Genomic DNA, 19,234 nt, shown 5'->3' on the forward strand with positions numbered 1-19,234 from the left:
CCTCTTTACTGAATTAAATAACTAACGTAAAATAGAATCCTCGATGATTTTATGCCATTTTTTCGCAAACTGATGATCCTGATAGACGCTTATTTGTTTTATGCGGTCATCATCAAAATCATAGAATGGAATTGTAATTTTTTTAGATGTTTCTTTATCCTGAAATTCAAAATCAATTTTGATAATGGTATCAGTATGTGAGTCGGTTGTCGGAATCAGTCTGCACGAATTGACAGAATTTAAGTCTACAAAAGTAGATTCCTGCTGATTCGGATTAAAATTCATCAGAATAAACTTTTTATTAGTCTGATCAATCGTAAGTGTCTTGTTGTTTATTGATTCTGTCAAATCAAAATTTTCAGGATTTGAAGGATTGAATCTTTTCTTGATATTCAAAATTCTTGTTTTGCCCGCCGCAGAAGAACGTGCAGAAAAATATACTGGGATAGCGACAAGAATCAAAATCACAAGACCCATTATTGTGGTCGTAGTTTCCATAATGTTTTTAATTAAATAAATAAAATGATATGCGAACAGTTGTCAAATTGAAAACGGTTCAGTTTGCTATGAAGAATGAATCTTCAAATGAAAATCAAATATTTATTTACCAGAAAAAATGGAAAGCATAGAGTATGACTAGAACTTTTTTACTTTGAGTTGTAAATTGTCTAGTATATGCTGTAGTAACTGCAACAGTTTGATGCTGTGGAATTAGCGGTAAAAGCGTGTCGAAGCATCTTAGTATTCCCGCTGCATTGGTTTTGATGTTTGCCGCAAAATGATAATTTTCCTGCGGTTGAATAAATGCCAAAGAATCGGCAATATCTTTAGAAAAATTGGTGTCCGTTTTTTGTTTTTCGATTATATGCACAGGAACATTTTCTGCTTGATAAGCAAAAAATCCTGCGATTAAAAACGCGATAAAAACAATGGTTTTACGAATCCAATTCATGTCGGCGAATTTAAGTCATAAAACACAATTAAAGAAATTTTAAAGGATTAATTAACAATTCAAAAAAAAACTCCCCGATTTTGTTGCCGAGGAGTTGATATTCTTATTGTTGCATTTTAAAATAATAGTCTGCAGAGTGTTTTCCGCTACCATAAAACAGAAAGAAAATGCACAACATTAAAACTATAATAGCCAGAAATAAACTTTCAGCATGCATTTTTCCCATTATATTGAAAAGAACTGCGCCAAATAAAATGGGCAGCTGTGCAGCAACAGCCCATCTTGTCAGCAGTCCAAAAATAATCATTATACCGCCAATCATATGAGCAGGAGCAATGTAATGCAGCAGAAACATTCCGCCCCCAAACTGATCAATCGGAGAAATTAAATCATGCAGGTATTGAACATTGGTGACAAACGAGACCCCCTTCATAAATAAAAATCCACCCAAAACAATACGTACTAGATCAACTGGTAAATAAGTGTGCGAATTTGCCCATTTATTCAAACTTTTTACATTTTCCATGATGTTGTGTGATTAGAAATTATATATAAAGTTACTAACTTTTTTAGATATAATTATTTTTAATCTACTGAAAATGAGTTTTATGTATTCTTTTTAACGTGTTTTTTAGAAATACTTAAAAGCTAAACCTGAATTACACCCAGATTAAATGGTTTTTGAATAGGAGCGTGGTTTGCAGCTTCAATTCCCATCGAAATCCAATTGCGGGTATCCAACGGATCAATTATAGCATCTGTCCAAAGTCTTGATGCAGCGTAATAAGGCGAAGTCTGCTCGTCGTAACGAGCTTTTATTTTATTGAACAATTCGGTTTCTTTTGCTTCGTCTACTTTTTCCCCTTTCGCTTTAAGCGAAGAAGCTTCAATTTGAGCCAATACTTTTGCGGCTTGAGTTCCTCCCATAACCGCCAATTCTGCGCTTGGCCAGGCAAAAATTAATCTCGGGTCATAGGCTTTTCCGCACATTGCATAATTTCCTGCGCCATAAGAATTTCCAACAATAACAGTAAATTTCGGAACGACAGAATTACTGACAGCATTTACCATTTTGGCACCATCTTTAATAATACCGCCATGTTCCGATTTTGAGCCAACCATAAATCCGGTAACGTCTTGTAAAAATACCAACGGAATTTTCTTTTGATTGCAATTGGCAATAAAACGGGTTGCTTTGTCGGCACTGTCAGAATAAATAACGCCACCAAACTGCATTTCGCCTTTTTTAGTTTTTACCACTTTACGCTGATTGGCTACAATTCCAACTGCCCAGCCGTCAATTCTAGCGTAACCTGTAATTAACGATTGTCCGTAACCTTCTTTGTAAGCCTCAAATTCTGAATTATCAACCAAACGTTTGATGATTTCCATCATATCATATTGTTCCGTTCTTGCTTTCGGAAGAATTCCGTAAATATCGTTGGGTTCTAAGGCTGGTTTTTCTGCTTTGATTCGGCTGTATCCAGCTTTGTCGTAATCACCGATTTTATCTACAATATTTTTTATTTTGTCTAATGCGTCTTTATCGTCTTTTGCTTTGTAATCGGTCACACCTGATATTTCGCAGTGTGTCGTAGCGCCTCCGAGAGTTTCATTATCAATAGTTTCGCCAATTGCAGCTTTTACCAGATAACTTCCGGCAAGGAAAATACTTCCCGTTTTATCTACAATCAATGCTTCATCACTCATAATTGGCAGATAAGCGCCACCCGCAACACAGCTTCCCATAACGGCAGCAATTTGGGTAATTCCCATACTGCTCATTTGAGCATTGTTTCTAAAGATTCGTCCGAAATGTTCTTTATCAGGGAAAATTTCATCCTGCATTGGCAGATATACTCCAGCGCTGTCTACAAGATAAATAATCGGAAGTCGGTTTTCCATAGCAATTTCCTGTGCTCGAAGATTTTTCTTTCCTGTAATCGGGAACCAAGCGCCGGCTTTTACAGTAGCGTCATTAGCCACAACGATACATTGTTTGCCTTTAATGTATCCGATTTTTACAACAACACCTCCAGAAGGACAACCGCCGTGTTCTGGATACATTCCTTCGCCGGCAAAACCACCAATTTCAATACTTTTAGAATTTTCGTCCAATAAATAAGCGATTCTTTCACGAGCCGTCATTTTACCTTCTGCGTGTAGTTTTTCGATACGTTTTTCGCCTCCACCTAATTTTACTTTGGCTAATTTTTGTTTTAATTCAGAAAGGAGCAGTTTATTGTGATCTTCGTTTTTATTGAAGTTTAAATCCATGATATAATATTGATTTTACAAAATAGTGTTGGCTAATTTACAAAATCAATTGAAATAAAGCGATTGCTTTATCAATTAAGAGAAGTTTATAATATTCTATTTTTATTTAAACACATAGAAACATAGAATAATTTAAAAAAGGAATTAGAATGAAACAAGTTTCTAACACATAGCTTTGTGTAAGCGGTTACAAAACTTTGACAAAGTTTAGCAAACAGAGAGCTATGTGATTTATTATGAATAAAATGCCTTTTTAAGCGCAAGTATAATTATGTTTCTATGTGTTTGAATTAATTACGTCACGAATTATTTTTCTTTAAATTTGCTTTTTCATACTAATTAGTATTTTTTATGTCAAAAGCAGCAAACACTCGTCTTACCATTCTTCAAAAAGGATTTGAATTGATTTATACCAAAGGCTATCAAACAACAAGTATTGACGAAATCATTGCGACTACGCAAGTTACAAAGGGTGCTTTTTATTACCATTTTAAAACCAAAGATGAAATGGGAATTGCAATTATTGAAGAAATCCTCAAACCTACCATGCAGGAACATTTCATTAAACCAACAGAAGCCTCTAAGAATCCAACGGAAGATTTTTACAATATGATTTCGTATTTGCTTCTTGAAGATCCTTTTTTGCAAGTAAAGTATGGTTGTCCTGTTGGAAACTTGACGCAGGAAATGACTCCTTGGAATGACAAGTTTAGTGAATCTTTAGCTGAATTAGTGAATTTGTGGAAAGAAACTATTATTAAAACTATTGAAAAAGGAAAGGAATCTGGTTTGATTAGAAAAGATGTAATAGGAGAACAAGTCGCTTTTTTCATCTTATCTGGCTATTGGGGAATACGGAATTTTGGAAAACTTCAAAATGATATTTCAGCTTATCTGGTTTATTTAAAAGAGCTTAGAAGCTATTTGAATGGTTTGAGATAAAATTATTTCTTAAAAACATACTAACTAGTATGTTTTTAAATATATTTGCATTGTCTAAATCAAAAAACAATGTATCAAACTCTTTTAGAAGGCCATTCATTTATAAGATGGCTCGTATTGGTAAGCTTATTATGTTCTATTTATATTGCTTACAAAGGCTATTCGCAGAAACTTCCATTTACTAAAAAAGCAAATTTGTTCCGACACTGGACTGCTACTATCGCTCATATTCAGCTTCTTTTCGGAATATTAGTGTATTTGCAGAGCCCGATTGTGAAATATTTTTGGAGAAATTTTAAACATGAAGTTCAGAATTTGGATGCTTCTTTTTTTGGAATTATTCATATCGCGTTGATGTTAATCGCGATTATCATCATTACGATTGGTTCAGCCCTTTCGAAAAGAAGAAAAACCGATGCAGAAAAATTCAAAACGATGCTTGTTTGGTTTTTGATTGCATTATTCATCATCTTTATTGCCATTCCTTGGCCATTTTCACCTCTTGCCAGCAGACCTTATTTTAGATAATTATGAAAAATTTAGTACAGACCAATATTGGAAGACTGAGAATTATTGGATTCTTAGAAGGAGCAACGCTTTTAATTTTGCTTTTTATAGCAATGCCTATGAAATATATTTTTGAAATGCCTTTTTTGACAAGACCTATCGGAACAATTCATGGTGCATTATTTCTGCTTTTTATTTTCAATACAATAAGCGTAGGAGTAGAGCAGAACTGGAAATTTAAAGATACAACGTGGAAAGTGCTTTTGGCGTGTGTAATTCCGTTTGGAACTTTTTATATTGATTCTAAAATCTTAAGTAAAATTTAAAATTAGGCTAATGATTTTTGTATTCAAAACAAATGTTGACAACATTTCGAAAGTAAAGAAAGTAACTCCTAAATTGAATCGATTATTTCCGAATTCAAAATGGAATTTTGATTTAGAAGATTGTGATAATATACTAAGATTTGAATGTAAAGATGATATTATGGAAAAGGTGATTTTCTTAATGAAAGTAATTGGCTTTGAATGTGAAGCGTTATAAAAACAAAAAACATCCGTAAAAGCGGATGTTTTTTTTATATGAATTATAAGTAAATTATTTTTTTGAAGAGCAAACCATTCTTTTTAAGATTGCCCATTGTTTAAGAGCATCACGAGCTTCAACAGCCGGATAACCCAGCATTGTTTTTCCTGCAGGAACATCTCCAGTAACGCCAGATCCTGCGCCAATTACAGCTCCGTCTCCAATAGTAGTATGATCTTTTATGGAAGCACTTCCGCCGATAATAACGCCATTACCTAAAGTTACAGAACCAGCTAAACCACTATTTCCAGCCATAATGCAAAACTTTCCTAGTTTACTATTATGGCCAATTTGAACTAAATTATCGATTTTACAACCGTCACCTAAAATTGTTGAACTGAATTTTCCACGGTCAACACATGAATTTGCTCCAATTTCTACTCCGTTTCCAATAATGACATTTCCAATTTGCGGAATCTTAACCAATCCTTTTTCAGTACAAGGACGAAATCCGAAACCATCTGCTCCAATTGTTGCGTTTGGGTGAATGATACAATCGTTTCCAATATGGCAACGCTCACGAATTACTGTCCCAGACCAGATAATAGTATTTTTACCAATTGTACATTGGTCTAGAATAGTTACGTTAGGATAAATTATCGTATTAGCTCCAATTTCAACTTTTGGTCCAATATAACAACCAGCACCAATTTTAGTGCCTTCGCCAATTATAGCAGTTTCGTCTATAGTAGCTGTTCTGTGAATATTATTATGAAAGATTGGTGTAGGCGGAGCAAAAAGAGCAAGGATTTGTGACATGGCCAAATCGGCATTTTTTACTTTTATAAAAGCGCGATCTTCTCCAGGTTCAATTGAAATGTCTTCGTTTACGACGGCAATGGAAGCATTGGATGTCGACCAGTATTTTTCGTATTTTTTGTTTCCTATAAAAGAAATCTCTGATCTTGATGCTTTTTCTAATTGTTCTGTTGCAGTAATGCTTTGGGAAGTGTTACCGTAAATTACGCCATTAATAACTTCATTAATTTCTTGAATTGAATAGGATCTCATTGACAAATTTTAATCGACTTAGGGTTATTTTTTGCCAAATAAAATGAATTAGATTTTAATTACCTAATTAAATTCTCTTGTTTCTTAATAAATGTTTAAAATAAATATATGGTTTTTATAAAAATAACATTTAAAGTATTAATTTTCTTAATTTTTTTTATTGCGTTGAATGGCTGTGACTTAGTTTTTAAGTAAATATCAACTAAATAAGGAATAAGTGAAAAATAAATAATTTAATAGTTATATGACCGTCTACATTTTTTATTTTATTGAAATAAAAAAGCGATTCACTTTTAATGAATCGCTTTGAAAATTATTCTTTGCTTTTTGATAATGAGACTGCATTAATGCAATAACGTAAACCGCTTGGAGGAGGCCCGTCAGGAAAAATGTGTCCCAAATGTGCATCACAGACATTGCATACCACTTCAACACGAACCATTCCGTGGGATCTGTCGGCATGGTAAGCGATAGCGTTTTCTTTGATTGGTTGTGTAAAAGACGGCCAGCCAGTTCCCGATTCGAATTTTTCTCTCGCATCAAAAAGAACCGTTCCGCAACATTTACAATCATAAATTCCTGGATCAAATAAACTGCACATTTCTGAGCTGAAAGATCTTTCAGTTCCTTTTAATCGCGTTACCTGAAATTCTTCCGGAGTTAAGATTTGTTTCCACTCTTCCTCCGTTTTTTCCACTCTCTTTTCAGGAGCTGGATTTCCTTTATTTGTAAAATGAATTACATCTGCCCATTTTATCATAACTTAATTTTTTAGTAAATACGAAAAGTTTAATTGTCAAAAGGATAATTTTTATAACGTTTATATTCTCCAGTTTTACAATTTATTTTGACCACATAATGTTTAAGATTTCTAGGAACCAAATCATTTGGAAGTGTTCCAGATTCTGTTTCTTCGCCAAATAAGTAGTAGCTATTTTTTGGCCCTACTTCAATGCCATCTATTGAGGTGCTTCTAAAAACCTGATTTTTTCTTTTTTCTTTAAGGATACGATTTGCATCTTCAATTTTAATCTTGCATTTTTTGGCAAAACCATAATATTCAATACTGTCAGAAGCATTTATTCTTTTGATGTGTTTTGATATTTCTGGATTTATCCATCCACGTTCTCTAATTAGTACTGCGCTATAAAAAACGTCATTATTGATGGTTGGGTTATCATTAAATCTGCAATCATGACTTCCGAGATAACCTGTCATTCCATAATGAAGATAAGCATAATGACCGTAACCTGAAATGTAATAATGTAATTTGTTTTGTGTTGTAACTACAATTGTATCGGTTTTTAAAAAGGTTTTGTAAGGAATAGCAATAGTGCTGTATTCAGTACTAGCATTTTTTTTCTTGAACCCATTTTTAATGATGGTGTCCTGGATAAATTTCCCATCTCTCAGAATTTGAAATTTAATAACACTAATTTCATTTTTTTTGAATTTTACAAACTCAATTTCTGGTTGTTCAGTAATAGATTTGATAGAATCGCATTCTTTTGAGAATGCGATTCCATCAATTTCAGCTTGTTTTCTGCGGTTACTTGATGACCAAAAGAACCATCCAATTAGCAATGCCGATAATACAACGCCAATGGCAATCAATGTTAAACAACCTTTGAGATATTTGTTCATTTATTCTTCTTCTTTTTGTCCCATCATCATTAGATAGGCTTTTAGAAAAGCATCAATATTTCCGTTCATTACGCCGTCTACATCGCTTGTTTCATAGCCAGTTCGAACGTCTTTTACTAATTTATAAGGTTGCATTACGTAATTTCGAATCTGCGAACCCCATTCGATTTTCATTTTTCCAGCTTCAATATCAGCACGTTGTGCTTGCTGTTTTTTCAATTCAATTTCATACAATTGAGAACGCAACATCTGCATGGCGCGCTGTCTGTTGTCTTGCTGGGAACGTGTTTCAGAACATTGAATCTGAATTCCGGTCGGTTTGTGCACTAACTGAACTTTAGTTTCCACCTTGTTTACGTTCTGTCCTCCCGCACCACTAGAACGAGAAGTTGTAATCTCAATATCGGCTGGATTAATATCAATTTCGATACTATCATCTACCAGCGGATATACATAAACAGAAACGAACGATGTATGACGTTTGGCATTACTGTCAAAAGGCGAAATTCGAACCAAGCGGTGAACTCCGTTTTCTCCTTTTAGATAGCCAAAAGAATAATCGCCTTCAAACTCTAAAGTTACCGTTTTGATTCCGGCAACATCTCCCTCCTGAAAGTTAAGTTCTTTTATTTTGTAGCCATAACTTTCGCCCCACATCATGTACATACGCATGAGCATTCCGGCCCAGTCGCAACTTTCTGTTCCTCCGGCTCCAGCTGTAATCTGAACTACTGCGCTTAAACTGTCACCTTCATCAGAAAGCATGTTTTTGAATTCAATGTTTTCAATATGCGATTGTGCTCCATTGTATTGCTCGTCCAATTCTTCTACAGAAAGTTCTCCTTCTTTGTAAAAATCATAAGCAAGTTGCAATTCATCTGTTAGGGAAACAGCTTTGTCATAATCTTCAATCCATTTTTTCTTGTTTCGAAGATTTTTTACAATAAGTTCAGCTTCTTTTGGATTGTTCCAGAAGTCTGGTGCAAAAGTTTTTTCTTCTTCGTTTGCAATTTCGATTAGCTTGGCATCGACGTCAAAGATACCTCCTCAACGCACCAAGGCGCTCCACAATACCTTTTACTTGTTCGGCTGTTGTCATAAATTAATAATAAGTTTTTATAAGTTTTTTATAATTATTACGTTAATTTGGTCTATAGAAATCTGCGAGTTAAAATTTAGTCAAACTTGCTGAAAATAACTATGAGTAATACGTAATTTTGCTTTACAAAAATAAGATATAGTTTTTAGAATATGGAAATAAATTTAATCAGCGATACCATTACCAAGCCTACTTACGAAATGCTTCAGTATATGTTTAACGCTCATGTCGGCGACGATGTGTATAAACAAGACCCAACGGTGATTGAATTAGAAAATAGAACGGCTGAGTTTTTTGGTATGGAAGCCGGACTTTTTTTTCCGTCTGGAACTATGGCGAATCAAACGGCAATAAAACTTCATACACAGCCGGGAGAACAATTAATAGCAGACAAATATGCCCATGTTTATCATTATGAAGGAGGAGGAGTTTCGTTTAACAGCGGAGTTTCTTGTTGCCTTTTAGACGGTCATAGAGGAATGATAAACGCTGCTCAGGTCGCAGCGGCAGTAAACGATCCTGAATTTTATCATAGCCCGCTTACCAGTTTGGTTTGTGTAGAAAATACAACAAATAAAGGTGGTGGCGCTTGTTACGAATTAGAAAATCTACGAGAAATAAAAAAGGTTTGTGATGCCCATAATTTGAAATTTCATTTAGATGGCGCTAGAATCTGGAATGCTTTGGTTGCGAAAAGACAAAATCCGAAAGAGTTTGGAGCAATTTTCGACACGATTTCAGTTTGTTTGTCCAAAGGTTTGGGCGCTCCGATTGGTTCGGTACTTCTTGGAAGTAAAGCTGATATTTGCAGAGCGTTGAGAATCAGGAAGATATTGGGCGGTGGAATGCGTCAGGTTGGGTATTTAGCTGCTGCAGGATTGTATGCTTTGGCTCATAATATCGAAAGGCTGGCAGAAGATCATCGCAGAGCAAAAGAAATTGCAAAAGTGTTAAGTACAAAACCATGGATTGCTTCAATTGAACCCGTAGAAACAAATATTCTGATTTTTTCGCTTGCAGAAGGCTACAGCGACCAATTATTGATAGAGAAATTAAAACAGAAAAATATTTTAATCAGTTCACTTGGGCATAACAAACTTAGAATTGTAACACATTTAGATTACAAGGAAGTTATGCATACTTATGTAATTGATACGCTTTCGAAATTTTAGGCAAAGGTTCAAAGAGGCAGAGGTTCAGAGCAACAAAGGATTAGAAAAAAGGGACAGAGGGTTACAATTATGTAGTAAACCTTTGTCCCTTTGTTCCTCTGAGTCTTTGTTTCTTTTTATTTAAACAAATTATCCATTCCAGGAATAGACGGCATATCCATTCTTGCAACGGCGTCTAATTCTCTTTCGTTAACATTTGTCGCTTTTTCAATTGCTTTGTTGAGAGTTATAATCAAATAGTCTTCTAATTGTTCTTTGTCTTCCAATAAAGAATCATCAACAGAAATTGATTTTATTTTTCTGCTGGCAGTAATAGTCACTTTTAATAATCCGTCAGCACTTTGTTCGTCTATCAAAACAGTATCTAAGCGTTTTTTTGTATCTTCAATTTTTTGTTGGGTTTCTTTAAGTTTGCCCATCATTCCCATTAAATCCATTTTTTGCTCTTTTTTAAATTATTTCAGACAAAATTAGTATATTGCTGTGTTAATTCAATAGAATATTTTATGAAAAAATTAATTCCGTTCTGTTGCGTTTGTACTATTTTTGCGTCTTCGTATTTAAAAATTAATGCTCAATCAATGCAAAATGATATAACGGCCCCAAAGGCTAAAATAATTCCAAAAGCACTAAAAAAACATAAAGAGACTCGAGTAGACAATTACTTTTGGCTTAATGATCGGGAAAATTCTGAGGTAATCAATTATCTTAATCAGGAAAACGAATATTATGAGAAGATGACCTCTCATACAAAACAACTGAAAGATAATCTGTACGAGGAAATGAAAGCAAGGATAAAAGAAGATGATTCTTCTGTTCCGTACTTTTACAACGGTTACTACTACATTACACGTTTTGAAAAAGGGCAGGATTATCCAATTTTTGCCAGAAAAAAAGGAAGTCTCTCTGCAGATGAAGAAATTTTGTTTGACTGCAACCAAATGGCTGTAGGGCATGCTTATTTTAAATTGGGAGGTTTAAGCATTAGTCCAGATAACAAATTTGCAAGTTTTGGTGTCGATATTGTCGGAAGAAGAATTTATACCATTCAAGTAAAAAATCTTGAAACTGGCGAAATCTTAGCAGATAAAATTCAAAATGTTACAGGAGCTTCTGTATGGGCAAATGACAATAAAACCATCTTTTATGTAAGACAGGATGAAGTGACGCTTAGAGCAGATAAGGTTTTTAAGCATAAATTGAATACAGACGCTACAAAAGATATTTTGGTTTATGACGAAACAGACGATACTTTTAATGTTTCGGTAAGCAAGGAAAAATCAAGAAAATATATCGTAATCGGTTCTTCGAGCACGCTTACTACAGAATACAGAATCTTGAAATCGGATGAGCCTGATGGTGAATTTGCTATTTTTCAGCCTCGTGTACGCGGACTAGAATACAGCATTTCGCATTACGAAGATTCGTTTTATATTTTAACGAATAAAGATAAGGCGACGAACTTTAAACTGATGAAAACTCCTGAGAATAAAACAGGAAAGAAAAATTGGGTCGATCTTATTCCCCATCGAGAAGATGTTTTATTGGAAGATATTGAAATATTCAAAAACTATTTAGTTGTAGAAGAGCGCTCAAACGGTTTGAATCACATCAGAATTATGCCTTGGAACGGCGAGCCAGATTATTATCTTCCTTTTGGTAGTGAGACTTACAATGCCTACACAACTACAAACGTAGATTTTGATACCGATATTTTGCGTTACAGCTACCAATCATTGGCGACACCTTCTTCTATAATTGATTTTAATATGAAGACTCAAGCCAAGGAAATCCTGAAAGAACAGCAGGTTTTGGGTGGAAAGTTTGATAAAAATAATTATGTAGAAGAAAGAATTTGGGCAACAGCAAGAGATGGCGTAAAAGTGCCAATTTCGATTATTTACAAGAAAGGTCTAGAGAAAAATGGCCAAAATCCATTATTGCTTTATGCTTACGGATCTTATGGGATAACAATGGATACTTATTTCTCTTCGACAAGATTGTCGCTCTTAGACCGCGGATTTGTTTATGCCATAGCGCATATCAGAGGAGGAGAAGATTTAGGAAGGCAATGGTATGAGGACGGAAAACTGTTAAAAAAGAAAAATACCTTTACAGATTTCATCGATTGCTCTAAATTTGTGATAGACCAAAAAATTACTTCTCCAGAACATTTATATGCTGAAGGAGGTTCTGCTGGAGGTCTGTTAATGGGAGTTATTGTAAATGAGGCTCCAGAATTATATAATGGCGTTATCGCTCAGGTGCCTTTTGTAGACGTAATTACCACAATGCTGGATGACAGTATTCCGCTTACAACTGGAGAGTATGACGAATGGGGGAACCCGAATAATAAAAAATATTACGATTATATGTTGTCGTATTCACCTTACGATAATGTAAAAGCGCAAAAATATCCAAATATGTACGTATCAACGGGATTGCACGATTCGCAGGTACAGTATTGGGAGCCGGCAAAATGGGTGGCAAAGTTGAGGGAGATAAAAACCAATGATAATCTTTTGTTTTTAGATACCAATATGGACGCTGGACATGGCGGGGCTTCAGGACGTTTTGAGGCTTTGAAAGACTTAGCAAAAGAATTTAGTTTTTTATTAGATTTAGAAAAAATTAAAAGCTAGTTTGAAATTTTTTGTTAAATTTGCAACTTGTCAAGGTTAATTTAAAAAAGGCCTTTGATTAACTATTTTTTTATGAAAGAAGAAATAACCGCTTATAATAATGTTTTAGAGTTAATAGGTAATACCCCGCTTATTAAACTAAATAAAATCACCGAAGAGTTAGAAGGGAATTTCTACGCGAAGGTAGAAGCTTTTAATCCAGGTCATTCCTCAAAAGATAGAATAGCATTATATATTATTGAAGAAGCTGAGAAAAAAGGAATCCTTTCTCCGGGAGATACCATTATAGAAACTACTTCCGGAAATACCGGTTTTAGTTTGGCGATGGTAAGCATTATTAAAGGTTACAATTGTATTTTAGCAGTAAGTTCAAAATCATCGAAAGATAAGATTGACATGCTGCGAAGTTTAGGAGCCAAAGTATATGTCTGTCCGGCTCATGTATCTGCAGATGATGAAAGATCATATTATAATGTAGCAAAACGTCTGCACGAAGAAACAAAAGGATCAGTCTACATTAATCAATACTTCAATCAGTTGAATATTGATGCTCACTACAACACTACCGGACCCGAAATATGGGAACAGACAAAAGGGCAGATTACTCATTTAATTGCCTGTAGCGGAACAGGAGGAACTATCTCTGGAACTGCAAAATTCTTAAAAGAAAAAAATCCAAATATTAGAATTCTCGGAGTTGATGCTTTTGGTTCAGTGCTAAAAAAATACCACGAAACAAAAGAGTTTGACAGCAAAGAAATATATCCTTATCGTATAGAAGGTTTGGGTAAAAACTTGATTCCGTCAGCTACAGATTTCGATATTATTGATAAATTCATGAAAGTAACCGACGAAGAAAGTGCGCACTCTGCAAGAGAAATCACTAGAAAAGAAGGCTTATTTGTTGGATATACTTCTGGAGCTGTAATGCAAGCCATTAAGCAATATGCAGAAGAAGGAGAATTTACAAAAGATAGCAACATCATTGCAATCTTCCCAGATCACGGTTCTCGTTACATGAGCAAAGTATTCAGCGACGACTGGATGAATGAACAAGGATTCTTTGATAGTATTAATGAAGAAGAAGCCCAAAAAATTGAATTTGTAAAGTAAATTTTTTACTCTTTAAAATAAACCTACTCCATTCACAATTGTGAATGGAGTTTTTTTTTTGTAAATGTTTGATGTTCCAAATTCAAATTTTCAGATGTCAGTCTGAAAATCTCAATAAAGGATATTTGTGAATACCGTATTTATACGTAGGAATTTAATAAATACGATGAATTAAATTTATCTTTTTAATAGTATTTGTGAGATTGTGAAATTAATGTTTGAGATTTGAATCATCATTTTTGGTGATTTTAACGGTTTTTTTGGTCAGTTGTCGGAAAAATTTTCAATCAATGTGCTAATCTAATAGTTTAGCGATACAAATAACGGATGTTATTTCTTCCTAAAATCTACTATCATGAAAAAAAAATTACTTACATTGCTGTTTGTAAGTTATTTAAATCTTAATGCACAGGCACCAATTGAGGAATTTAATTTTAATGGTACATTAAATAATACGAGCAATACAATCTCGTTTATGGGAACTGGCAATTTTGTTGAAGACCGTGCAGGAAATATAAATGGAGCCCAAAGATTGTCTAATAAAGCTCTCGAAGCCGTAATCGACAATTTGCCACAAGAAAACGGTGCAAGAACAATCAGTATTTGGGTTAAGTTTACTGATATTACAAATGTCAATTATGTTTGGGGTTATGGCAGTGCTTTTGATGAGCAATATTGCGGTTTATTACAACAGGGAACTACAACAGAATCTTCGAATTTGAGTTTGGTTTCTTGGGGTGTCTCTAATGATGTGACTGTTGGTGCTCCGATTGAAAAAGCTATCTGGTATAATTACGTCATTACATATGAAGGCATGACTTCTAAAATATTTAAAAACGGAAAATTATTAAAGTATTTAGAAGGGATGAAACGCTATACTAAAGGAAATATCTTTAGGTTAGGCGAGCTTAATACGATCGTCGGAATTAATGCCGATGTAGATGATTTACAAATTTATAATGTAGCGCTGACTTCCGAACAAATTGAAGAGCTTTACGAAAGTTCTAAACCAGATGCATCTGAAGTTTCTGAAACAGATAAGCAAGCCGTTAAAAATGAAACGGCTCAAAATAGCAAATACGATAAAGTTATAGTAGCAAGTGATACTGGTGTTGCAAAAAAAATAGAAGTTTACTCTCAAGGAGAGAAAATAAAAGGAAGCAATGCGATGAACATTAGCGATCTTCCGGAGGGAACTTATCTTTTAAAAATTACGAATTCTCCAGTCAAAAAAATAACTTCCAAGTGATAAAAGATTGGGTTAGTTTATTAGTTAGTTTTTAGGTTGTTTAACAACTATTAAATTTTTTGAATAGTGAAGAAAGCCTTCTGATATTTATGTTCAGGAGGTTTTTTTGTTTGCTTTTCTACCGCTTTTTAAAATAGCTAAGTAATAAAATAGAGCAGGAATTACAGATAAAATAAGCAGTGGGGTAATCCAATAGTTACGCATTTCATAAGAGAATGGACTATTTAATATATTATTCTGTCTTCTGTAGATGACTTCATCCTTAATGATGCTTATTCTCCAAATAGGAATTTTATTGATGTTGAAATTGCGGTCTTCAATAATATTCATCGAAATTGCAACACTGCTTTTTAATTTATCAGATGTACATATTCCATAAAATAACCAATGCGTTTTATTGCTGTTACTGCTCATTGGTGGTATTTTTTCTTCTACTTCTAAATCATCTTTATAAAAATAACGCTGTGGATTAAAAGAAGCGTAAAAGACTTTAGTTTTACTAAAATCATTTGCTATTTCGATACCAAATATCATGATTCCGAGAAAGATTAAAATTAGGCAAAGTGTTCTCATGATTTAATTTATTTTTAATTCATTCTATTGCTCAAAAGGAAAATAGGTTTGATTAGAAAATTCTAATATAAAATAATTTTATTTAAATAAGATAGATGCAAAGCTTTGTAAAAATGTCATTGTGATTTTTTGAAATCGCTGTGATTTGAGAAATTTTATAAATGGCTGATAGTGATATTTTTGACATGTTAATATTCTTTATTTATGTGAGAATAATATATTTTTTTGTAAGAAGTGCTTGTTTGTGTTGAATTAAAATTATAGTTTTAACAAAATTTCGTAAAATATTAGAAAATGTAACTGATCTAAAGCATCAGTTTTAGTAGTTTTTGCTCATTTAGATTTAGAACCAAATAAATACTGTCTTAAGAACTTTTAAATATGAAAAAAGTATTACTCCTTTTAATGTTTGTTAATTTTTTAAATATGAATGCACAAAACCCTGTGCAGGAATTTACTTTTAATGGAAGTTTAAATAGTGCAGATAATACAATTTCATTTTTAGGAACGCCACTTTTTGTAAATGACAGAATGGGAAGCCCTAAAAGTGCTTTAAGGCTCAATAAAGCGTATCAAGCTGTTGTGGGAGAACTTCCGCAGGGCAATAAGCCTAAGACAATTTCTGTATGGGTTAAATTCAATGCTGTCAATACAGCCAATTATATCTTTAATTACGGTACACCAACAAACGGACAATATTTTGCATTGATACAGCAACCGGTATCTGGTGGTAATTCTGATTTAAGTCTTGTTGGGTGGGGAGATGCCAACAATATTGTAGTTTCTGTGCCACTTGTAAAAGAAATCTGGTATATGTACAGTGTTACTTATGATGGAAATGTTTCGAAGATTTATCGTAATGGCGAATTGTTGAAGACGGTAGATGGCATTGAGCGATCTGCAAAAGGTTATATTTTAAGTTTAGGAAAACTTAATACAGCAACAAGTATTAATGCAGATATTGATGATCTTAGATTGTATAGTGTTGCCATGACAGATGAGCAGGTTTTTGAAGCTTATAAAAGTTCGAAGCCTCCAGTTGTAGCCACAGCAGCTAAAAAAGCAGCTCCGGTTCCTGCTGATGCTAAAGTAGGAAAAAACATAGAGGTTTTTCTGGATGGCAAAAAAATAATGGATACTAATGGAGCGAATATTGGTGATTTGCCAGAAGGAAATTATTTGATTAAGGTTACTTCTGGAAAGAGATAAATAGGTTATATTTTATTTCCATTTTTATCGTAACCTGACGGATAAACTCCATATCGGTTTTTGTAATCATTTAATGTTTCAGGTTCTCCCATGTTTCCGTGAAAATGGTTAGGGCTTAAATTTTCGTACCATATTTTCCATTTTTCATCCTCTGCCTGTCTTTCTTCATTGGTCATGGCATCTAAACGTTCCTGTTCTTTTCTTTGGATTAAGTCGATTCGTTTTTGATGAATTAGAAATAATTGGGCACCATCGAGTTTTTTGTGGCATTCAAGCCATTCTTTTGAGGTTGGTTTTTCACCCATCATTTCGGCTAAAATTTCTAATTGCTCTTCGCTTAAGTTCGCTGTGATTTCTTCAGGATTAATTCGTTTCATAAATCAGTAGAATAGTTTTTTTGTGATGATGGAAAAATATTAAAGGTTAAATAAAAGCATTTTTTCACGGATGTATTGCCTGAAAGTTTTGCCTGTATGATAAATTTCGTTCGAGTCATACCAAAATTCCACAACTTCGTTTTTATGTTGTAAAAGATCAAAACCGGCAAAATCTCCTGAGAAATTATCTCCAAAAAATTGGATAGATTCTGGTAAATAGTAAACATCTTCCAATCCTAAATCAGTAAAATCGAATAAATTGCTCATTACCTTGAATTGAGATTCGAGAATAGTTCCAGAACCGATTTCAAGCAGATAATCAAAATATTCCTCAGGAAGAGTAGGATAGCGGTTTTTAAGGATTGTGATTTCTGCAGCAGTAGCCTTTTTTCTCTCACTATGGATATTATCTTTCTCTTCCATAATTAGAAGATGGCTTAATTCTTTTTCAAAACTCATTGTAATGTAGCGGATTAAAATTTCGGTTTTAGCTATAGGATTATTCCATTTATATTTTCTCTGTCGTCCAGAAAATCATATCGAACTCTTTCAGGCATTATTTCTTCTGTAATCTTAATAGCTTCGCTTATGACAATAGGTAACGTTGTATTTTGTGTGGTTTTTAAAACCCATTCAATTGCAGTGTCTAAACTTATTTTATGACCAATAGAAACATATAAAGGATTATTGTTTTCCTGAGTTCTTAATGCTTTGCCTACAATTTGATCATCAAACCATAATTCTTCAGTAGCTCCTCTATGAGTTTCTAAACTCGATTTTTTATAATAACCGACTAATCTTTTTTGTGGACAACCAATTGCGGGAATATCTAGCTCGATGCCTAAAATAGTTGCTAGTCCAACATTTTTAGGATGTTCGATGCCATGTCCGTCACAAAAAAATAACTGAGGTTTTATAGTTAGTTTTTCGAAAGCTTTTATTACTAAAGGGACTTCATTATAAGCAAATAAATCAGGAATATGTATGGTAATATCTTCTGATTCAGAAAATGCTTGGTCTACAATTTCTTTCGTTTCTACATCCAGTACGACTATAGCCGTAACCATTTTTTGATTTATATCGTTGTACGCCACACTAACGCCGGCAATATATTTTATTAGATATTGAATTTGGTCTTCGTTGATGATTTTTTTAGCAATTTCGTTTTCAAGAACGTACTTTTCCATAAATTCATCTGCAACGGTATGGCCCAATAATTCATTCATGCTTTCTTGGATGAGGTAAGCGTATAGTGACTTGCCAATTCGTGCTTCATTTAATTCTTTGGTTAGATTAAAAGGATTATTTGAATTTGAATAAGAATGTGCAAACAAACCTAATTGATAAAAGGTTTCTCTGTTTTCTAGATAAAGCTGTAGAATTTCAGAACTTTCTTTTATTTTTTTATCATAATCTAAGTCTTCTCTATCAAAATAAAATGATTCTTGATGGCGTTTTCTTCCATCTTCAACAATTTTATAATCTATTATTAAGTCTAAGGTATCCCAATCATAGACAGTACTCACTTCAAAATTGGATTCTTGAGAGTTTCTTCTCTGAATTTTAAAGGCATATCTACATTCATTATAGGTGTAAACATAAATACTATAAGAATTTTTCCAAAGCGTAAATCTTACCCCATGCCGTTTTCCATCTACATAAGTTTCCCGGATATATTTATAGTCTTTTGGAGGAAAACTTTCTTTAACTCCAGTAAAACGTTTTCCATTATGATAAGTACCATAATTTGAATTAGCTGCAATAAAGCTAAGGTTGCTTTTAGATGGGGAATGTTTTGTGCTTTCAGAATCCATTTATTGGTGTGTTTGTGAAATAAAAAAACCTTCTAAGATAGTAACTCAGAAGGTCATTTTCTATTGTT

The 19,234-nt window shown here is 33.6% G+C and carries 22 protein-coding genes; 9 read left to right on the plus strand and 13 right to left on the minus strand.

Going from position 1 to position 19,234, the window contains the following annotated elements:
• Nucleotides 1-21: 21 nt before the first annotated feature.
• From ACFFLS_RS08420 to ACFFLS_RS08435, 4 genes are all read right to left on the minus strand, one after another.
• The gene (locus ACFFLS_RS08420) at nt 22-498 is read right to left on the minus strand and encodes a hypothetical protein (protein WP_379686096.1); all 477 of its coding nucleotides are present in this window, start codon (nt 496-498) and stop codon (nt 22-24) included.
• 106 nt (nt 499-604) lie between these two features.
• The gene (locus ACFFLS_RS08425; RefSeq protein ID WP_379686098.1) at nt 605-952 is read right to left on the minus strand and encodes a hypothetical protein; all 348 of its coding nucleotides are present in this window, start codon (nt 950-952) and stop codon (nt 605-607) included.
• 103 nt (nt 953-1,055) lie between these two features.
• Nucleotides 1,056-1,478 (minus strand): DoxX family protein, encoded by a 423-nt coding sequence (locus ACFFLS_RS08430; protein ID WP_379686100.1) that lies wholly within the window; start codon nt 1,476-1,478, stop codon nt 1,056-1,058.
• A gap of 122 nt (nt 1,479-1,600) precedes the next feature.
• Nucleotides 1,601-3,229, minus strand: a complete 1,629-nt coding sequence (locus tag ACFFLS_RS08435) for an acyl-CoA carboxylase subunit beta (RefSeq protein ID WP_379686101.1) — start codon at nt 3,227-3,229, stop codon at nt 1,601-1,603.
• A gap of 351 nt (nt 3,230-3,580) precedes the next feature.
• On the opposite strand from ACFFLS_RS08435, the gene ACFFLS_RS08440 reads away from it, so the two are divergent.
• The 4 genes from ACFFLS_RS08440 to ACFFLS_RS08455 all read left to right on the plus strand — a co-directional run bounded on the left by ACFFLS_RS08440 (nt 3,581) and on the right by ACFFLS_RS08455 (nt 5,221).
• Nucleotides 3,581-4,171, plus strand: coding sequence for a TetR/AcrR family transcriptional regulator (locus tag ACFFLS_RS08440; protein ID WP_379686103.1), 591 nt, complete (start codon nt 3,581-3,583; stop codon nt 4,169-4,171).
• Between the two features lie 69 nt (nt 4,172-4,240).
• The gene (locus tag ACFFLS_RS08445) at nt 4,241-4,699 is read left to right on the plus strand and encodes a hypothetical protein (RefSeq protein WP_379686104.1); all 459 of its coding nucleotides are present in this window, start codon (nt 4,241-4,243) and stop codon (nt 4,697-4,699) included.
• Between the two features lie 2 nt (nt 4,700-4,701).
• On the plus strand, nt 4,702-5,004 hold the full coding sequence (locus ACFFLS_RS08450; RefSeq protein ID WP_379686105.1) for a DUF3817 domain-containing protein: 303 nt from the start codon (nt 4,702-4,704) through the stop codon (nt 5,002-5,004).
• 10 nt (nt 5,005-5,014) lie between these two features.
• Nucleotides 5,015-5,221, plus strand: a complete 207-nt coding sequence (locus tag ACFFLS_RS08455; RefSeq protein WP_379686106.1) for a hypothetical protein — start codon at nt 5,015-5,017, stop codon at nt 5,219-5,221.
• Between the two features lie 54 nt (nt 5,222-5,275).
• On the opposite strand, the gene lpxD is transcribed toward ACFFLS_RS08455, so the two are convergent.
• The 4 genes from lpxD to prfB form a co-directional block, all read right to left on the minus strand.
• Nucleotides 5,276-6,274 carry a UDP-3-O-(3-hydroxymyristoyl)glucosamine N-acyltransferase gene (gene lpxD, locus ACFFLS_RS08460; protein ID WP_379686107.1) on the minus strand — a complete coding sequence of 333 codons (999 nt, stop codon included), beginning with the start codon at nt 6,272-6,274 and terminating at the stop codon, nt 5,276-5,278.
• Between the two features lie 313 nt (nt 6,275-6,587).
• Nucleotides 6,588-7,034, minus strand: coding sequence for a peptide-methionine (R)-S-oxide reductase MsrB (msrB, locus tag ACFFLS_RS08465; protein WP_379686109.1), 447 nt, complete (start codon nt 7,032-7,034; stop codon nt 6,588-6,590).
• 29 nt (nt 7,035-7,063) lie between these two features.
• Nucleotides 7,064-7,918 (minus strand): hypothetical protein, encoded by an 855-nt coding sequence (locus ACFFLS_RS08470; protein WP_379686111.1) that lies wholly within the window; start codon nt 7,916-7,918, stop codon nt 7,064-7,066.
• A protein-coding gene (gene prfB / locus ACFFLS_RS08475; protein WP_379686112.1) for a peptide chain release factor 2 occupies nt 7,919-9,017 on the minus strand; the annotation gives its coding sequence in 2 pieces (ribosomal slippage) (nt 7,919-8,953 and nt 8,955-9,017; 1,098 coding nt in all).
• Between the two features lie 152 nt (nt 9,018-9,169).
• Here prfB and ACFFLS_RS08480 point away from each other — a divergent pair.
• Nucleotides 9,170-10,189 (plus strand): threonine aldolase family protein, encoded by a 1,020-nt coding sequence (locus ACFFLS_RS08480; RefSeq protein WP_379686114.1) that lies wholly within the window; start codon nt 9,170-9,172, stop codon nt 10,187-10,189.
• 116 nt (nt 10,190-10,305) lie between these two features.
• Here ACFFLS_RS08480 and ACFFLS_RS08485 read toward each other — a convergent pair whose 3' ends face one another.
• A complete protein-coding gene (locus ACFFLS_RS08485; protein ID WP_379689289.1) occupies nt 10,306-10,626 on the minus strand; it encodes a YbaB/EbfC family nucleoid-associated protein in 321 nt (106 codons plus the stop codon).
• Nucleotides 10,627-10,695: 69 nt separating this feature from the next.
• On the opposite strand from ACFFLS_RS08485, the gene ACFFLS_RS08490 reads away from it, so the two are divergent.
• The 3 genes from ACFFLS_RS08490 (at nt 10,696) to ACFFLS_RS08500 (ending at nt 15,193) form a co-directional block, all read left to right on the plus strand.
• Entirely contained in the window at nt 10,696-12,831 is a 2,136-nt protein-coding gene (locus tag ACFFLS_RS08490; RefSeq protein WP_379686117.1) for a S9 family peptidase, read from the plus strand.
• A 72-nt stretch (nt 12,832-12,903) separates the two neighbouring features.
• Nucleotides 12,904-13,944, plus strand: a complete 1,041-nt coding sequence (capA, locus tag ACFFLS_RS08495; protein WP_135220240.1) for a cysteate synthase — start codon at nt 12,904-12,906, stop codon at nt 13,942-13,944.
• 355 nt (nt 13,945-14,299) lie between these two features.
• Nucleotides 14,300-15,193, plus strand: a complete 894-nt coding sequence (locus ACFFLS_RS08500) for a LamG-like jellyroll fold domain-containing protein (RefSeq protein ID WP_379686120.1) — start codon at nt 14,300-14,302, stop codon at nt 15,191-15,193.
• A gap of 93 nt (nt 15,194-15,286) precedes the next feature.
• On the opposite strand, the gene ACFFLS_RS08505 is transcribed toward ACFFLS_RS08500, so the two are convergent.
• Entirely contained in the window at nt 15,287-15,766 is a 480-nt protein-coding gene (locus ACFFLS_RS08505) for a hypothetical protein (protein ID WP_379686121.1), read from the minus strand.
• A 426-nt stretch (nt 15,767-16,192) separates the two neighbouring features.
• Between ACFFLS_RS08505 and ACFFLS_RS08510 the strand changes: the two genes are divergently transcribed.
• Complete coding sequence (locus ACFFLS_RS08510) at nt 16,193-16,975, plus strand: LamG domain-containing protein (protein ID WP_379686122.1); 783 nt, start codon at nt 16,193-16,195, stop codon at nt 16,973-16,975.
• A 5-nt stretch (nt 16,976-16,980) separates the two neighbouring features.
• Here ACFFLS_RS08510 and ACFFLS_RS08515 read toward each other — a convergent pair whose 3' ends face one another.
• The 3 genes from ACFFLS_RS08515 to ACFFLS_RS08525 are packed head-to-tail and all read right to left on the minus strand — an operon-like array spanning nt 16,981 to nt 19,166.
• The gene (locus tag ACFFLS_RS08515) at nt 16,981-17,352 is read right to left on the minus strand and encodes a hypothetical protein (protein WP_379686124.1); all 372 of its coding nucleotides are present in this window, start codon (nt 17,350-17,352) and stop codon (nt 16,981-16,983) included.
• 39 nt (nt 17,353-17,391) lie between these two features.
• Nucleotides 17,392-17,811: an SMI1/KNR4 family protein gene (locus ACFFLS_RS08520; RefSeq protein WP_379686126.1), complete on the minus strand. Its 420-nt coding sequence runs from the start codon at nt 17,809-17,811 to the stop codon at nt 17,392-17,394.
• Between the two features lie 32 nt (nt 17,812-17,843).
• Nucleotides 17,844-19,166: an endonuclease V gene (locus ACFFLS_RS08525; RefSeq protein WP_379686127.1), complete on the minus strand. Its 1,323-nt coding sequence runs from the start codon at nt 19,164-19,166 to the stop codon at nt 17,844-17,846.
• Between the last annotated feature and the right edge of the window lie 68 nt (nt 19,167-19,234).

Source organism: Flavobacterium procerum (genome assembly GCF_042431625.1).
GTDB classification, from domain to species: Bacteria; Bacteroidota; Bacteroidia; order Flavobacteriales; family Flavobacteriaceae; genus Flavobacterium; species Flavobacterium procerum.

Bases quoted from the DNA above. Each gene is read 5' to 3' on its own strand.
- capA (WP_135220240.1), top strand. From the start codon at position 12,904: ATGAAAGAAGAAATAACCGCTTATAATAATGTTTTAGAGTTAATAGGT.
- msrB (WP_379686109.1), bottom strand. From the start codon at position 7,034: ATGATAAAATGGGCAGATGTAATTCATTTTACAAATAAAGGAAATCCA.
- ACFFLS_RS08440 (WP_379686103.1), top strand. From the start codon at position 3,581: ATGTCAAAAGCAGCAAACACTCGTCTTACCATTCTTCAAAAAGGATTT.
- ACFFLS_RS08425 (WP_379686098.1), bottom strand. From the start codon at position 952: ATGAATTGGATTCGTAAAACCATTGTTTTTATCGCGTTTTTAATCGCA.
- ACFFLS_RS08450 (WP_379686105.1), top strand. From the start codon at position 4,702: ATGAAAAATTTAGTACAGACCAATATTGGAAGACTGAGAATTATTGGA.
- ACFFLS_RS08515 (WP_379686124.1), bottom strand. From the start codon at position 17,352: ATGAAACGAATTAATCCTGAAGAAATCACAGCGAACTTAAGCGAAGAG.
- ACFFLS_RS08480 (WP_379686114.1), top strand. From the start codon at position 9,170: ATGGAAATAAATTTAATCAGCGATACCATTACCAAGCCTACTTACGAA.
- ACFFLS_RS08430 (WP_379686100.1), bottom strand. From the start codon at position 1,478: ATGGAAAATGTAAAAAGTTTGAATAAATGGGCAAATTCGCACACTTAT.
- ACFFLS_RS08525 (WP_379686127.1), bottom strand. From the start codon at position 19,166: ATGGATTCTGAAAGCACAAAACATTCCCCATCTAAAAGCAACCTTAGC.
- ACFFLS_RS08470 (WP_379686111.1), bottom strand. From the start codon at position 7,918: ATGAACAAATATCTCAAAGGTTGTTTAACATTGATTGCCATTGGCGTT.
- ACFFLS_RS08490 (WP_379686117.1), top strand. From the start codon at position 10,696: ATGAAAAAATTAATTCCGTTCTGTTGCGTTTGTACTATTTTTGCGTCT.
- ACFFLS_RS08445 (WP_379686104.1), top strand. From the start codon at position 4,241: ATGTATCAAACTCTTTTAGAAGGCCATTCATTTATAAGATGGCTCGTA.
- ACFFLS_RS08510 (WP_379686122.1), top strand. From the start codon at position 16,193: ATGAATGCACAAAACCCTGTGCAGGAATTTACTTTTAATGGAAGTTTA.
- ACFFLS_RS08455 (WP_379686106.1), top strand. From the start codon at position 5,015: ATGATTTTTGTATTCAAAACAAATGTTGACAACATTTCGAAAGTAAAG.
- ACFFLS_RS08435 (WP_379686101.1), bottom strand. From the start codon at position 3,229: ATGGATTTAAACTTCAATAAAAACGAAGATCACAATAAACTGCTCCTT.
- ACFFLS_RS08520 (WP_379686126.1), bottom strand. From the start codon at position 17,811: ATGAGTTTTGAAAAAGAATTAAGCCATCTTCTAATTATGGAAGAGAAA.
- ACFFLS_RS08485 (WP_379689289.1), bottom strand. From the start codon at position 10,626: ATGGATTTAATGGGAATGATGGGCAAACTTAAAGAAACCCAACAAAAA.
- ACFFLS_RS08420 (WP_379686096.1), bottom strand. From the start codon at position 498: ATGGAAACTACGACCACAATAATGGGTCTTGTGATTTTGATTCTTGTC.
- ACFFLS_RS08500 (WP_379686120.1), top strand. From the start codon at position 14,300: ATGAAAAAAAAATTACTTACATTGCTGTTTGTAAGTTATTTAAATCTT.
- lpxD (WP_379686107.1), bottom strand. From the start codon at position 6,274: ATGAGATCCTATTCAATTCAAGAAATTAATGAAGTTATTAATGGCGTA.
- ACFFLS_RS08505 (WP_379686121.1), bottom strand. From the start codon at position 15,766: ATGAGAACACTTTGCCTAATTTTAATCTTTCTCGGAATCATGATATTT.